Annotated in this window: 13 protein-coding genes; 1 reads left to right on the top strand and 12 read right to left on the bottom strand. The window is 68.0% G+C overall.

Translation table 11 applies throughout. The features are described 5' to 3' along the window. Positions 1 to 5: 5 nt before the first annotated feature. The 9 genes from ACIA76_RS33860 to ACIA76_RS33820 form a co-directional block, all read right to left on the bottom strand. Positions 6 to 1010, bottom strand: coding sequence for a diiron oxygenase (locus ACIA76_RS33860; RefSeq protein WP_397157901.1), 1005 nt, complete (start codon positions 1008 to 1010; stop codon positions 6 to 8). Positions 1011 to 1196: 186 nt separating this feature from the next. Further along, complete coding sequence (locus ACIA76_RS33855) at positions 1197 to 2324, bottom strand: Hsp70 family protein (protein WP_397157801.1); 1128 nt, start codon at positions 2322 to 2324, stop codon at positions 1197 to 1199. A 143-nt stretch (positions 2325 to 2467) separates the two neighbouring features. Next, positions 2468 to 3463, bottom strand: a complete 996-nt coding sequence (locus tag ACIA76_RS33850; protein WP_397157799.1) for a sulfate/molybdate ABC transporter ATP-binding protein — start codon at positions 3461 to 3463, stop codon at positions 2468 to 2470. Further along, the gene (cysW, locus tag ACIA76_RS33845; RefSeq protein WP_397157797.1) at positions 3460 to 4269 is read right to left on the bottom strand and encodes a sulfate ABC transporter permease subunit CysW; all 810 of its coding nucleotides are present in this window, start codon (positions 4267 to 4269) and stop codon (positions 3460 to 3462) included. Before cysW ends, ACIA76_RS33850 begins: the two co-directional genes overlap by 4 nt. After that, positions 4266 to 5072, bottom strand: coding sequence for a sulfate ABC transporter permease subunit CysT (gene cysT, locus ACIA76_RS33840; protein WP_397157795.1), 807 nt, complete (start codon positions 5070 to 5072; stop codon positions 4266 to 4268). Before cysT ends, cysW begins: the two co-directional genes overlap by 4 nt. Before the next feature lie 2 nt (positions 5073 to 5074). Beyond that, a complete protein-coding gene (locus tag ACIA76_RS33835) occupies positions 5075 to 6121 on the bottom strand; it encodes a sulfate ABC transporter substrate-binding protein (RefSeq protein WP_397157793.1) in 1047 nt (348 codons plus the stop codon). Positions 6122 to 6319: 198 nt separating this feature from the next. Continuing rightward, positions 6320 to 6394, bottom strand: a complete 75-nt coding sequence (locus tag ACIA76_RS33830) for an Ms4533A family Cys-rich leader peptide (protein ID WP_397157900.1) — start codon at positions 6392 to 6394, stop codon at positions 6320 to 6322. A 131-nt stretch (positions 6395 to 6525) separates the two neighbouring features. Further along, entirely contained in the window at positions 6526 to 6789 is a 264-nt protein-coding gene (locus tag ACIA76_RS33825; RefSeq protein WP_397157791.1) for a hypothetical protein, read from the bottom strand. A 150-nt stretch (positions 6790 to 6939) separates the two neighbouring features. Beyond that, complete coding sequence (locus ACIA76_RS33820; protein ID WP_397157789.1) at positions 6940 to 7176, bottom strand: hypothetical protein; 237 nt, start codon at positions 7174 to 7176, stop codon at positions 6940 to 6942. 97 nt (positions 7177 to 7273) lie between these two features. On the opposite strand from ACIA76_RS33820, the gene ACIA76_RS33815 reads away from it, so the two are divergent. Next, entirely contained in the window at positions 7274 to 9304 is a 2031-nt protein-coding gene (locus ACIA76_RS33815) for a glycoside hydrolase family 15 protein (RefSeq protein ID WP_397157787.1), read from the top strand. 219 nt (positions 9305 to 9523) lie between these two features. On the opposite strand, the gene ACIA76_RS33810 is transcribed toward ACIA76_RS33815, so the two are convergent. The 3 genes from ACIA76_RS33810 to ACIA76_RS33800 all read right to left on the bottom strand — a co-directional run bounded on the left by ACIA76_RS33810 (position 9524) and on the right by ACIA76_RS33800 (position 14292). Beyond that, positions 9524 to 9769, bottom strand: a complete 246-nt coding sequence (locus ACIA76_RS33810; protein WP_397157785.1) for a hypothetical protein — start codon at positions 9767 to 9769, stop codon at positions 9524 to 9526. Positions 9770 to 9835: 66 nt separating this feature from the next. After that, positions 9836 to 11629, bottom strand: coding sequence for a hypothetical protein (locus ACIA76_RS33805; protein WP_397157783.1), 1794 nt, complete (start codon positions 11627 to 11629; stop codon positions 9836 to 9838). Continuing rightward, positions 11626 to 14292, bottom strand: coding sequence for a hypothetical protein (locus ACIA76_RS33800; protein WP_397157781.1), 2667 nt, complete (start codon positions 14290 to 14292; stop codon positions 11626 to 11628). Before ACIA76_RS33800 ends, ACIA76_RS33805 begins: the two co-directional genes overlap by 4 nt. Positions 14293 to 14420: the final 128 nt, after the last annotated feature.

Genomic DNA, 14420 nt, shown 5'->3' with positions numbered 1-14420 from the left:
GAGGCTCACCCGGCCCGCACGGCGCGCAGCGGCTCCGAACGGTACCGAGTGGTGTGGCCGTCGATCCGCAGCAGCTTCCACACGCGCTTGGCGATCGGGTTCATCAGGCCGATGTCCCTGGCCAGCGTGCGCACATCGCCGAAGAGGTCGCTGAAGTCCTGCTTGGCTTCCTTGGTGCCGTAGAACAGCTCCTTGCGCACGGAGTCCGGGATGTCGAACTCCCGCCAGAACGACCGCGGCGGGGTGTAGATCGAGCGGCCCAGGATCCACATGACGATCGGCATCGCGATCGAGAGGATGAACTTGTTGGCCGGATTCGTCCCGGGCACATGGTTTTTGAGGAATTCGTGCGCGAAGGAGATATGCCGCGCCTCCTCGGCCACGTGGATGGCCATCACGCCGCGCATGATCGGGTGTACCTCGTCGCCCGAGCGCAGGATCGCCTTCTGGATGTGGTCGATCGGCTCCTCGCCGGCGAGCACGGCCATGAAGAACAGGTTCGGGAACAGCGCGGCGACCGGGGCGCCCACGTACTTGAACTTGCGCACCAGCGGGCCCATGCCGGGCACGTCGAGGCCGATCCGGTTGACCATCTCCTGGAACATCAGGGTGTGGTTGTGCTCCTCGATCATCTCGTGGGAGCAGTACCGGAATTCGGGCGAACCGTTGGGCACGCCGAAGATATGCGTCACCATGCCGCTGATGAGGATGGACTCGAACTGCAGGCCGACCTTCGCGACATTGGCCTGGCGGTACTTGCCGATGGCGATCTTGCGTTCCAGCGGCTGCGCCTGATACCAGGGATGGCGGCCGAGCGTGTCACCGGAGACGGGCAGGACCCAGCGTTCCTCGCCGGCATCGGCGGCGAAATCCGGATCGTCCCAGTCGATATCCTCGAAGGGATCGAAGTGCTTGTTCACCGAACCCTCGGAGAGCAGCATCAACTTCTGCGCATACTCCTGGGCCTGGGCGACCACGGGGTCGACGTCGGGCATCGCGGCAACGGACATCGTCGTCACAGCCTCTCCATATCGCACTAATAACTGTGTCCCATGGTTACACCAACAATCAGTCGCGTCAACCGACCGACCCGGACAGACCGGGCCCGGAATCCCCCTTCAGTGCACAGGTGTACACCCGAGCAGGGAGTACCGGTGAGTAGTCGCGCTATGGGTGTGACCCAAGTAACACTCGGATCAGTGCGCGGGCGCGACGATGCAGACGCCACCGGCGTCGATCACGACACTGCCGGGCCCGTCGCTGGCGACCGCGGTCGCGGCGAACAGCGCGCCCGCCACGGCCACCGCCGTGGTGACGGCCGCACGGGTCAGCCGTCGCCGCAGCCGTGCGCTGCCGATCCAGACGATCCGGCGATAGGCGATCCGACCCGGCGCCGCGGCCGCGCGGCAGGCCAGGATGGCCGCGCCGTCGGCGATGGTGCGCTCGGGATCGCGCGCGACGAAGACCGGGCGGGCCAGGGCATCGCCCAGCAGCCCCGCCACCTCGGGCGGGCGGGCCGCGCCGCCGACCACCAGGACACGATCGACATCGGCCATCGTGACGTCGGCGATGCGCAGGCATTCGTAGACCAGCCCCAGGGATTGCCGAATATGCGTGGCGCGCAGCTCGGTGATCATGGCATCGGAGAGCACGCCGACCAGAGTGGGCGCGTCGGTGGCGCCCCAGTGCGCCTGCCGGGCCATCAGGGCGCCGAAGGCACGGCCGCCGAATGCCGTGGAGCGCACCGGTTCTCCGACGATCGGATTGACCGGACAGCCCGCCCCGACCCGCACCAGCGTCACGGTCAGACCCGAGCCGCCCAGGTCGTAGACGAGTGTCAGACCCGGCATGAGCGGACCGTGCTGCGCCTCGAGCCAGGCGGTGGCGGCGATCGGCTCGGCGACCAGCCGGGACTGCGCTAATCCCACCGAATCCAGCGCATAGCGCAGATCGGCGACGCGCTCGGCGGGATAGGCGATCGGATGGGTGATCGTGATACTCACGCCCGCATCGGGTTTCGCGGCGAGCACCTGCCGGATGACGCTCTCGGCGACCGTCGCCACCAGATCCGCCGCCGACAGCGCGCGATGTCCGACCCGGGCCGTCGGGGCGGTGCGCTGGGTGAGATCGGCGAATTCGGTGATGGCCCTGCCGTGTCGGGGGATGCGGCCGACGCGGGCGGTGCCGGTGCTGTCGAAGGTGAGGGTCGTGCGCCAGGTGACCGGTGGCCCGCTCCGCGCTCTGCCCTTGGCGTCCCCGCCGGTGGTCGACACGGCACAGACCGTGTTGACCGTGCCGATACTCACTCCGAGCCCAACCGTCATCGCACTCACCTCGGTCGACGAGCCGTGTTTATCGAACCGTGATCCGACCCGAGTCAAGGCAATCACTGTGCTGAGAGCTTGCCAAGCAGAGGACACGAGGTTGTCCGCCGAGCGCCGGTGCGGTGTTGTATCGCCAGATGGCGTCAGCCCGCGGGTAGTTCGGGGATTCGCGTGGCGCGGGCGAAGACCGTTTCGCCGTCGCGCAGATGCAGTGCCTCGGCGTCGCCGCGGGTGACCTGCGCGGTGAACAGGTCGCCGGTGGCGGCGTTGCGCAGTTCCAGGCGGACCTCGAAGCCCAGGTGCACGATGCGTTCGACCTTCGCGCGGGTGACGCCCGCGGATACGGCCGTGCCCTCGTGGGCGGCCAGGGCCATGCCCGGATCGCGGCCGATGCGGATGTCGTGCGGGCGGACGAGGTGGCCGTTGAGTTTGGCGACCGCGCCGAGGAAGGACATGACGAATTCGTTTGCGGGACGGTCGTAGACGTCCTCGGGGCTGCCGACCTGCTCGATGCGCCCGGCGTTCATCACCGCGATCCGGTCGGCGACATCCAGCGCCTCCTCCTGATCGTGGGTGACCAGCACGGTGGTCACATGCACCTCCTCGTGCAGCCGCCGCAACCAGGTGCGCAGATCGTGGCGGACCTTGGCATCCAGCGCGCCGAACGGCTCGTCCAGCAGCAGTACCTGGGGATCCACGGCCAGCGCGCGGGCCAGGGCCATGCGCTGGCGCTGGCCACCGGACAGCTGTGCCGGATAGCGGTGCTGGAAGCCGTCGAGTCCGACGATGCCGAGCAATTCGTCCACGCGCCGGTCGATTTCGCGCTTGGGCCGCTTGCGGATCTTCAGTCCGAACGCCACGTTGTCGCGCACGCTCATATGTTTGAACGCGGCGTAATGCTGGAAGACGAAGCCGATATCGCGCTTCTGCGGCGGCACCCGGGTCACATCGCGATCGGCGATGGTCACCACCCCGGAGTCCAGCGATTCCAGGCCCGCGATCGAGCGCAGCAGCGTCGATTTCCCGGATCCGGACGGCCCGAGCAGCGCGGTCAATTCGCCGGAGGGAATGTCGAGGCTGACATCGTCGAGTGCGGCGAACGCGCCGTAGCGCTTGTTCGCGTTGGTCACGGTGATCATTTGGCGGTACCCCGCTTGCGTTCGAGGAGGGTCATCAGAATCAGGGTGACGAGCGCGAGACCCATCAGCAGGGTCGCCGCACAGTAGGCGCCGAAGGTGTTGTGGTCGTTGACATATCGGCCGTCCACCAGCAGCGTGAGCGTCTGCGAGATGCCGGGCAGCGCCGAGGACACCATGATGACCGCGCCGAATTCACCGAGGGCGCGTGCGACGGTCAGCACGATGCCGTAGGTCAGGCCCCATCGGATGGCGGGCAACGTGATTCGCCAGAACGTCTGCCAGCGGGTGGCGCCGAGGGTGGCCGCGGCCTGCTCCTGATCGTCGCCGATCTCGTGCAACACCGGAACGACCTCGCTGACCACGAACGGCAGCGTCACGAAGATGGTGGCGAGCACCATGCCCGGCAGCCCGAAAATCACCTTGAATCCGAGGTTTTCGACGCCGCCGAACCAGCCGTTCACTCCCCACAGCATGATCAGCGAAACACCGACCACCACCGGCGACACCGCGAACGGCAGATCCACGATGCCCTGAATCAGGCTGCGGCCCGGGAAGTTTCGGCGCACCAGCGCGATCGCGGTGATCACGCCGAACACCACGTTCACCGGCACCACGATGGCGACGATCAGCAGCGACAGGTCGAATGCCGAGATCGCGGCCGGGGTGCTGATCGACGCCACGAACGCGCCGATACCGCGCTCGAAACTGCGCCACAGAATGATGATCAGCGGCGCGACGAGCAGAACGAGCAGATAGGCCAGCGCGAGCACGCGCAGCGAAATCCTGGTCGGTGCGGACAGTTTCATCGCGACAGCTGTTCCTTCCGCGCGGTGCGGTCGGCGAAGATCCGCAGGACGATCAGGGTCAGGAACGAAATCACCAGCAGCGCAACCGAAACCGCCGCCGCGTTCACCGGCCGGTCCACCTCGATCTGCTGCTGGATGTACTGCGAGGTCATCTGGGTCTCGCGCGGAATGTTGCCGCCGATCAACACCACCGAACCGTATTCGCCCAGGGCGCGGGCGAAGGCGAGCCCGCCGCCGGAGATGATCGCCGGGGCGAGCGTGGGCAGCACGATCCGCCGGAAGGTGGTCAGGTTGTCCGCGCCCAGCGAGGCCGCGGCCTGTTCCACCTCCCGGTCGGCCTCGATCAGCACCGGCTGCACCGAGCGCACCACGAACGGCAGCGTGACGAACGCCAGCGCCACCACCAGACCCGGCGCAGTCGCGTTGAGATGCACCCCGATCGGGCTCTCCGGGCCGTACAGCGACAACAGCACGATGCTGGCCACGATGGTCGGCAGGGCGAACGGCAGATCGATCAGCGCGTTCACGATGCCCTTACCCGGGAACTCGTCGCGCACGAGCACCCAGGCGATCAGGGTGCCCATGACGACGTTGATCAGGGCCACGATCACCGAGACGAATACCGTCACCCGCAGCGCGTCCAGCGCCGCGGGCGCGCTGACGGCGTCCCAGAAACCGGACCACCCGTCATCGAAGGAATGGAAGGTCAGCGCGGCCAGCGGCAGCAGCACGATCAGGCTGAGCCACAGCACCGCGATCGCGATGCCGAGCGGCCCGACCGCACCGGTCATGCGTTGTCTCATCGCTACTTGGTGGCCTTGTCGTAGATCACCGCGACACTGCCGGTGTTCGGGGTGAACAGATCCTTGTCGACCTGCTTCCACCCACCCAGATCCGCGATGGTCCACAGCTTCTGCGGCTGCGGGAAATCCTTGGCGAAATCGGCCGCGACCTTCGGATCCACCGGGCGGTAACCGGCCTGCGCGAATGCCTTCTGACCGTCCGGGGTGAACAGGAAGTCCTTGAACTTCACGGCCTTGTCGAGGTTCTTCGCGTTCCTGAGCACCGCCACCGGATTCTCGATCTTGAAGGTGGTCGGCGGGACGAAGTGTTCGATCGGATCGCCGTTGCGCTCGGAGAACAGCGCCTCGTTCTCATAGCTGAGCAGCACGTCGCCGGTGCCCTGCAGGAAGGTGTCGGTGGCCTCGCGGCCCGACTTCGGCTGAACCTTGATGTGATCCTTGGAGATCAGCTTGCTCAGGTAGTCCAGCCCCGCCTGCGGATTCTTACCGCCCTCGCTCTCGGCGGCGTAGGGAGCGAGCAGATTCCACTTGGCCGAACCCGAGCTGAACGGATTCGGGGTGACGACCTCGACGCCCGGCCTGAGTAGATCGTCCCAGTCCTTGATGCCCTTCGGATTGCCCTTGCGGACCGCGATCACGACCACCGAGCCGAACGGAATTCCCTTGTCGGCGTCGGCATTCCAGTTCGCGTCGATCTGGCCGGAATCGACCAGGCGAGTGATGTCGGGTTCGACGGAGAAGTTCACCACATCGGCCTGAGCGCCGTCCTTGACCTTGCGGGACTGATCGCCGGACGCGCCGTAGGAGGCCTGCACGCCGACGCCCTTACCGGCCTCGGTCTTGTTGAATTCGGGGATGACCTTGTCGAAGCCCGGCTTGGCGACCGAATAGGCGAACAGCGTCAGCGAACTGCCGCCCCCACTCCCGTCGCCGCCGCCGGCGGTATCGCTGGCTCCGCCGCTGCAGGCGGTCAGGGCCACGGCCGCCAGCGCGGTGAGCGCGACGGCGGCGGTGCGTCTACGCGAGAAGAGCCGGGAATTGCGAGGCATCGGGTGAACCTTTCCTGCTGCCCGCCACGGACGGATACCGGTGGTGTGGCGGAACGTGGGGTGCCGATCGGACCTGTCGCGACGAATCTCGCGGCAGTGGCGCGGCTACGGCGAGACGCCGCGGGAACGGGTTCGGTCTGCGAAAAGGTATGCGCGCCGGTCTATGAGGAAGATACGCGCAGCCGGACCCGGCAGCTGTCAGCGACAGTAGATGTCTGCGATGACGAGGCAGCGCACTGCGATCAACGCCAACTCATGGCGGACCTGCGGCACAACACTCGACGACACGGGCAGACTTTAGCAGAGCGCGAGGAAACCTCGCGAATCACCCAAATGGAAATGAAAGGAGGCCCCGCAACATATCCGGGGCCTCAGGGGCATGATGCGGGAGTCGAGGAGATCGGCTAGTCCTCCTCCACCTCCGGCGGGCTCTCGAGCAGATCGAGGATCCACTCCTCGGTGGCGGTCTCCTCGCCGTCCTCGCCGTCCTCGTCGACCCGCAGCCGGTTCTGCAGGCGGACGCCGAGACCGAGCAGCTGAGCTGCCCGAACCATTTCGATCGCCTCTTCGGGAGAGGCGTAGTGGGTGGCGATCAGGCGGGGACTTTCTTCGAGCTCATCGGACTCCAGCAACTGCTCGAGTTCCGCGAAATCCTCATCGGTTGGCATGGCTGCACAGTACCCCAACCCGGTTCGGGGCGAACATTTTTGGCAATCCGCCAGCGAACTTCACGAGGTCCCGTCACCGGGTCAGAAGCCACCCCACCACGACCAGCACCAACAGGGCGATCAGGGCCAACTGGACGCGTGAACGGGGCATCAGGCGGCTTCCTTCCGCACCGGCCGGGGCGCGGGGGCCGGCGGCTGGGATTCCCGGACCGCGACCCGATCGCGGCCCAGCAGTCGCAACACCACCCGCAGGCCCCGATCGAGCAGCCAGGCGAGGGCGAAGCTCACCGGAATCATCCCCACCAGGACGACGGCGAACTGCGGTACGAACGGCAGACCGGCCACCCAGAGTTCGAAGCCGTCCCACCAGCCAGCAATGTGATGCACGAACCCCAGGGTAGTAGCTGCCGCGCCCACCGGGCCGGGCCGGTCGCCTTCGCGCGGCTGGTGGACGGGATCGGCGACCGCACCGATGATGGTTCCTATGGCGTCATTCGATGAACCGATCACCGACGACCTCGCGCCGGAGATCATCCCCGTTCGCCGCGATCCCCTTGCCGACATCCCTGATTCCCAGCTGGCGGGCGGATTCGTCCCGGCGTCCCTGGGCACGACGCACAAATCGAACTTCCCGCCCATCGACGACTACGCCTTCCTGTCGGACTGCGAGGTCAACTGCCTGATCGCCCGCAACGGATCGGTCGAGTGGATGTGCCTGCCGCGACCGGACGCCCCCAGCGTGTTCGGCGCGATGCTGGACCGCAGCGCGGGCCACTTCCGGGTCGGCCCCTACGGGGTGAACGTGCCCGCCGCGCGGCGATATCTGCCCGGCGGGATGATCCTCGAGACCACCTGGCAGACCGATACCGGCTGGCTGATCGTGCGCGACGCGCTGGTGCTCGGCCCGTGGCACAACAACGACAAACGCAGCCGCACCTATCGCCGCACCCCGATGGACTGGGATGCCGAGCACATCCTGCTGCGGACGGTGAAGTGTGTGAGCGGGGTGGTGGAGGTGGAGGTCAGCTGCGAGCCCGCCTTCGACTATCACCGGGCACCCTCACGGTGGGAGTACACCGGCGACGTCTACGAGCAGGCCACGGCCACCTCCGAGGGCGCCGATCTGCCGTGTTCGAATCTGACGCTCACCACGGATCTGCGGATCGGCATCGAGGGCCGCGAGGCGCGCGCCCGCAGCCGGATGACCGAGGGCGACGAGGCGTTCGTCGCGCTGTCGTGGTCGCCGCTGCCGCCGCCGCGCACCTTCGCCGAGGCCGCGCAGAAGATGTGGGCGACCACCGAGAGTTGGCGGCAGTGGATCACCCTCGGCAAGTTCCCCGACCATCCGTGGCGCGGATATCTGCAGCGCAGCGCGCTCACGCTGAAGGGCCTGACCTACGCGCCGACCGGGGCGCTGCTCGCGGCGGCCACCACCTCGCTACCGGAAACCCCTGGCGGCGAACGTAATTGGGATTACCGCTACTCCTGGGTGCGCGATTCCAGCTTCGCGCTGTGGGGTCTGTACACGCTCGGGCTGAACCGGGAGGCCGACGACTTCTTCGCCTTCCTGCACGATGTGGCCAGCACCGGGAACGGCGAGCCGCTGCCCCTGCAGGTGCTCTACGCCGTCGGCGGCGAACGCGCGATCGACGAATCCGAACTGTCCCATCTGCACGGCTACGACGGCGCACAACCGGTCCGGATCGGCAACGGCGCCTACAACCAGCAGCAGCACGATGTGTGGGGCGTGCTGCTGGATTCGGTGTACCTGCATGTGAAGTCGCGCCAGCAGGTGCCGGAGACGCTGTGGCCCATGTTGGAAAAGGCCGTGCGCAGTGCGATCGACAACTGGCGCGAACCCGATCGTGGCATCTGGGAGGTGCGCGGCGATCCCCAGCACTTCACCTCCTCGAAGATGTTCTGCTGGGTGGCGCTGGATCGCGGCGCGAAACTGGCCGCGATGCACGGCGAGCTGGACTATGCCAAGAAGTGGGCCGACATCGCCGACGAGATCCACGCCGACATCCTGGAGAAGGGCGTCAACAGCGACGGGGTGTTCACCCAGACCTACGGCGGCGAATCCCTCGACGCGTCACTGCTGTTGATGCCGCTGGTGCGCTTCCTGCCCGCCTCCGACGAGCGCGTGCGCGACACTGTGCTGGCCATCGCGAACGACCTCACCGATCAGGGCCTGGTGCTGCGCTACCGCACCGAGACCACCGACGACGGATTGTCCGGCGCGGAGGGCACATTCACCATCTGCTCGTTCTGGCTGGTCTCCGCGCTGGTCGAGATCGGCGAGGTCGCCCGCGCCCGCCGCCTGTGCGAACGCCTGCTCGGCTATGCCAGCCCACTCGAGCTCTACGCCGAGGAACTCGACCCCCGCACGGGCCGTCACCTGGGCAACTTCCCCCAGGCCTTCACCCACCTGGCCCTGATCAACGCCCTCACCCACATCATCCGAGCCGAACAGTCCATCTCTTCGGGCGACTTCCATCCGGCGCACCGCACCTGAGCCCCCGCCCTGGTCCCGCCGCGCCCACCTTCACGGTCCCGGCGGGCCCACTTTGATGATCCCGGCGCACCCGTTTCCATGGTCCCGACGGGCCCACTTTCATGATCCAGACGGGCAACTTTCATGATCCCGGCGCGCCCACTTTCATGATCCCGGCGCGCCCACTTTCATGATCCCGGCGCGCCCACTTTCATGATCCCGGCGCGCTCTTCGCCGGGATCAGCTCGGGGTACAGGCGATCGTCTGAAAGTCGGCGTGGCCGTACCACTCCGGGCGGGCCCGCAGGCGGGCCTGTTCGGGGCCGCGCTTGGCCTCCACCGTGACCGGCTGCAGCGCCTGGCCGTCGGCGTCGTCGGCCGTACAGGTGTAGGTGGGCGCGGCGGCCTCGGCCGCGGGGGCCAGCGCGAGGGCGGCCGAGGTCAACAGCAGGCCGATAGGCAGACCGGCAAGGAGTTTGGTGCGCAAAATGGTTCCTTCGCAAGAAGAAAGACGGTTCGGCGTAACCTACCGCACCGATCGGCCGTCGGCAGGTCAGATCGCGTCGGCCCGTTCGCGAAGATCACGAAGTTGCACCAGCGACGATTCGATATCGGTGAGGCGGCGGTTACGCCCGTCCGGTGAGTGGACCGCGGCGGCCTCCTCGGCGGCGCGCAGGGATTCGTCGACCGAGCGCAGGGTCTGATTGGCCAGATTGGTGAAGTGATCGCGCAGGATCCGCTGAGCCGCACGCAGGCGGTTGCGGGATTCCTTGCCGACCTGGAAGATCACGTCGTCCATCAGGCGGGCGACCGCGACCTTGCCCTCGGCCTGGCGCTTTTCGCGGCGCAGCTTGCGGTCCTCCCACAGCGCGTTCGCGCCGAGCAACACCGCGGCCGTACCCGAATACCAGTTCACCGGCGGCAGTCCGGCCACGCTCGCCAGTAGCACGCCGACCATCAGCAGGCCACCGTAGCCGCCGCGCATCACGTTCAGAATCGGTTGCACCACACCGATTTTCGCGCTGTTCAGCGGCTCCAGCGAAGCGACCGGCTCGAGCACCTCGCCCGGATTCTCCAACCGCATATCCGGCAGCGGCACATCCCGGTCGGTGCCGAACTTGTTGGTCACCTGTTCGGCCAGTTCCACCGAGCGGTAGTGCGCGATGACGAAGTTCTCCTCCACCGCCTCGCAGATGCGCGCGTCCAGATCCGCGCCGAATTCGCTCCAGCCGCGGGCCGGATCCTTCTGTGCGATCTCGGTTTCCGCGTCGCGGATCAGGCTGCGCAACCGGTGGCGCAGATCGTGTTCGATATCGGCCATCAACTCCGCGCAGCCGTCGGCGAGGGTGACCTGCCAATTGGCCGAGCGCTGGCGCAGATCGTCGGCCTCGGCGCGCAGCATGAGCAGCCGCTCGGTGATCTCGCCGTAGCGCCGCGGATCACGCAGCGTCTCGGCCTCGCTGCGCAACGCGAGCGCGAGATGGTCGGTGATGACGCGGATATCGCGCACCGCCGACTCGATCGCCACCGTGTCGGCACGGCCGAGCACATAGTCGCGCACATGGTCGATCAGTTGCGGCACACCGGATTCCAGGTCGCGACGGCGATCGCCGCCGGCCCGCAGATGCATTTCGGCCGAGATCGGCGCGACCGCGAAACCGAGTCCGGCATCGTCGAGCAGGGTCCGATTGCGCTGCTGCACCTGGGCCCAGTGCGGATACCGATCGATCTTGTTGAGCACACAGATCACCGTCGGGCACACCGTCTGGATGCGCTGCAACAGGGCGATCTGCTCCGGACCGTATTCGGCCCCGGCGTCGGCGACGTAGAGCACGGCGTCGGATGCGGCGATCAGCGACCAGGTCGTCGGGGTGTCGGCCGGTGCGCCCGGTGCGTCCATCACCACGAAGCCCTCGGCCAACAGCGCACTGGGCTCGGTGAATTCGGCACGGATCACACCGTCGGCGGTCAGCGCGGGACCCGGATTCAGCGGATCGACCGGCTGCCGCTCGATGCGCCCGCCGACCGTGGAGCGGACCAGCGTGGCCGTCGACTCGGGTCCGTATTCGGCGATCACCGGCACGCTGATCGGACTGTCGGTGGCACTGACCGCCGCCCCGACCAGACCGTTCACCAGGGTGCTCATCCCGTTCTTGGGTTCGCCGACGACCACCAGGCGCACGCGCGGGTCGGCGACCCGGGCCCGCGACATCGACAGGCGCGCAGTCAGATCCGCGCGTCCGGAGACGCGGGTCTGCCCGAGCAGCTCATCGAGCAGCCCGAGCAGTGGCGCCATCGCGTCCGGATGTTTGGCGGTGCCGGAGTCCAGTGCGGCCGACCCCGTCACAGCGTGATGTGTAGATCGGCGACGGGATGCAGCACCGGATGGTGCAATTCGGCGAACGTCGCGTCGGGCATGAGATGACTCGACAGCGCACCGCCCGCGGCGACGGTCAGGCCGCTGTGATCGTCGGTCCACGGCGAGTTGTCATAGGCGTCGACCACATACGCGACCGGCTTCACCGGCACCTGCGTGGGCACGGCACCGCCGCCGCCCGCCGGGGGCGGCGTCACCGCATGCCCCGGATCGACCGGTACGGGATGGATGGCCGCGCCACCGGCATCACCACCGCCGCCGATATCGCCCGAATTCGGGCTGACGGTGATCGGCGCGGTGGCCCCGGTTCCGGGCGCGTCGTGGCCGGTCGGCACGGTCGAATGCGTTCCGCCACCGGTCGGGTCGGCGGCGGTCGGGCCGTGGCCCATCGAGTTGCCGGTCCCGCCCGAGGTGGTGCCGGTCCCGCCCGAGGAGTTACCGGTGCCACCCGACGAATTGCCGGTGCCGCCCGGCGTGGTGCCGGTGCCGGTCCCTGTGCCGTCCGAACCGTGCGAGCCCGGCGGCGTCCCGGTCGAGCCGCCCGTTCCGGTGGTCGGATTCCGGGTCGAATCGTCGGTCGAGCCATCGGTCGGCCGCGTCGACGGATCGCCGGCGTGGGTCGAGGTCGGATCACTCGGGCGCGTGGTCGTCGTGGCGCCGCCACCGGGCGTGGTAGTCGAGTCCCCGATGTGGGTGGTGGTCGCATCGCCCGGACGGGTGATCGTGGTCGCATCGCCCGGACGGCTGATTGCGGTCGTCGGGACACTGATCTGCGGGACCGAGCTCGCCTTGTCGACATCGGTCAGCGGCTGCGAGGCCGGGGTGGCCGACGGATGTTCGGCGGGCGACTTGTCCGAGGGCGAGGTCGACGCCGTGGTGGCGGCGGTTCCGATATCGGTACGTCCCGCGGCGACCATGGGCACCGCCACGACCGGAGCTATATGGGTCGGCAGCACGGTCGCGATCGGATGCGCGGCCGATTCCGATGCGCCGTTGGTCTGCAGCGGGGTCGCGGCCACCGGCTGCGCCAGCGCGGGCGCGGGGGCGATCGCCGACGTGAACGGCTGGGCCACAGCGACATTCGCGACGGGGGCAGAGACGGCCACGGGCGCGGCGGGCGCGGTGACAACCGTGGCGGCCGGGGTCGGAGCGACGGCCGGGGTACCGGTCAGCGCCGGACCGGTCGTCGCGGACGACCCCGCCACGGCCTGGGTCGCGGACGCGCCGACCTGCGAGCCGGACACGGTCGAACCGCTCGCGGTCGCCGAGGATCCCAGCGGCCCGGAGCCCTGGGTCGACGAGCCGTGCGGATGCGGGCCGTGTGCACCGGGGTTGTGCGGATGGGCGCCGGGAGCCTGAGCCGCGGGGCCGTGCGGACCGATACCGTGTCCCGCATGCGCGTGCGGGCCGACACCATGCGCCGACGCGGCGCCGGTTGCCTGCGGCGCGGCATATGCCTGCGGCGACTGCTGGCCAAGTCCCGCAACGAGATCCGGCACACCCGCCGAACCGTCGCCGGTCGGAATGTGATTCACACCCGAACCCAGCCAGTTCGAGTAGTCGTCGAGCTGGTGGCCCACATCGCCGACCGCGAAGTGGACCTTCGTCTCGGTGGTCAGCCATACGCCGTCGAGCCCGATATGCGCGTCGACCTTCATCTCGGTACCGAGGAACACACCCGGATTACCGGCGCCGACACCGTCGAATACGTGATGCGGCTGCACAGCCGAATCGGGCACACCGAGACCGCCCGGAGCCAATCCGTTCATACCGGGCAGATTCAGGCCCTCGGTACCGGGCAGGCCCAGACCGTGATTCAGCGGTAGTCCCGCCGGATTCGCGTCGTGACCGGGCAGATCGAATCCGCGCGTCTCGGGCGTCGAATCCGCGTCCAGACCGGGCAACTCGAAACCGCTCGCCCCAGGCGTCGGATACGTGCCCAGACCGGGCAATTCGAAACCGTGCGTCCCGGGCGTCGGATGCGTCCCCAGACCGGGCAGCTCGAAACCGCTCATCCCAGGCGTCGGATGTGTGCCCAGACCGGGTAGTTCGAATCCACTCGTCCCGTGCGTCGGATACGTGGGCAGACTGGGCAATTCGAATCCGGATGGACCGTGCTCATTGCCCGGTAACCCGAACGGGGTATGCGACCTGGGCGAATTGTCCAGCGTCGGAAGGCCGGGCACACCGTGGCCGGGCGCGTGGCCGTCGGTCCCGGTGGCCGGGGTCCCCAGATTCGGAGCGCCCTCGGTCATGGTGCGATTGAGCTCGGGCAGGCCGAACGGGCCCGGCCGGGGATCGACGTGATGGACCGGCAGCGGCGTGGTGACCGGAGCGGGGGCGTGCTTGCCCAGCACCGGCGGCGGCACCGAATCGGGTGACGGATCCGGATAGGACACGACCGGGCTCGGCACCTCGGGATGCGGATCGCTGCTCGACCAGCCGGTGATGCGGCTGTTGTGCGATTCGTTCTCCGGCGCCGGACTGCCGTTGGCGGCGACCAACGCGCCGCCGGTGACGAACGCGCCCGCCCGGGCCACCCGCGCGACGCCCGTCGCGATCCGATACGCGGTATCCCCCGCATGATCGCCCGCGCCCGGATCACCGTCGTCGAAGGGCAGGTCACGCGACATACAAAGCTCCGCTCTCAGGTGCTCGGTATGAACCGAACGGGTCTATCGGAAGGAGATCAGGTAACACAATATGTTCCAGAAAACCCGCCTGTCACATCATCCAGGCAAGGGGCTGTCCGGGACACTCC

This window comes from Nocardia sp. NPDC051570, assembly GCF_044454005.1.
Taxonomy (GTDB): domain Bacteria; phylum Actinomycetota; class Actinomycetes; order Mycobacteriales; family Mycobacteriaceae; genus Nocardia.
The sequence above is the reverse complement of the archived record's forward strand: the minus strand, read 5'-3'. Positions and strand labels throughout refer to the sequence as shown.

What these genes read in the sequence shown, in the direction of transcription:
- ACIA76_RS33860 (WP_397157901.1), bottom strand. Translation starts at nt 1,010, where the DNA reads ATGTCCGTTGCCGCGATGCCCGACGTCGACCCCGTGGTCGCCCAGGCC.
- cysW (WP_397157797.1), bottom strand. Translation starts at nt 4,269, where the DNA reads ATGAAACTGTCCGCACCGACCAGGATTTCGCTGCGCGTGCTCGCGCTG.
- ACIA76_RS33825 (WP_397157791.1), bottom strand. Translation starts at nt 6,789, where the DNA reads ATGCCAACCGATGAGGATTTCGCGGAACTCGAGCAGTTGCTGGAGTCC.
- ACIA76_RS33855 (WP_397157801.1), bottom strand. Translation starts at nt 2,324, where the DNA reads ATGACGGTTGGGCTCGGAGTGAGTATCGGCACGGTCAACACGGTCTGT.
- cysT (WP_397157795.1), bottom strand. Translation starts at nt 5,072, where the DNA reads ATGAGACAACGCATGACCGGTGCGGTCGGGCCGCTCGGCATCGCGATC.
- ACIA76_RS33835 (WP_397157793.1), bottom strand. Translation starts at nt 6,121, where the DNA reads ATGCCTCGCAATTCCCGGCTCTTCTCGCGTAGACGCACCGCCGCCGTC.
- ACIA76_RS33850 (WP_397157799.1), bottom strand. Translation starts at nt 3,463, where the DNA reads ATGATCACCGTGACCAACGCGAACAAGCGCTACGGCGCGTTCGCCGCA.
- ACIA76_RS33800 (WP_397157781.1), bottom strand. Translation starts at nt 14,292, where the DNA reads ATGTCGCGTGACCTGCCCTTCGACGACGGTGATCCGGGCGCGGGCGAT.
- ACIA76_RS33815 (WP_397157787.1), top strand. Translation starts at nt 7,274, where the DNA reads ATGGCGTCATTCGATGAACCGATCACCGACGACCTCGCGCCGGAGATC.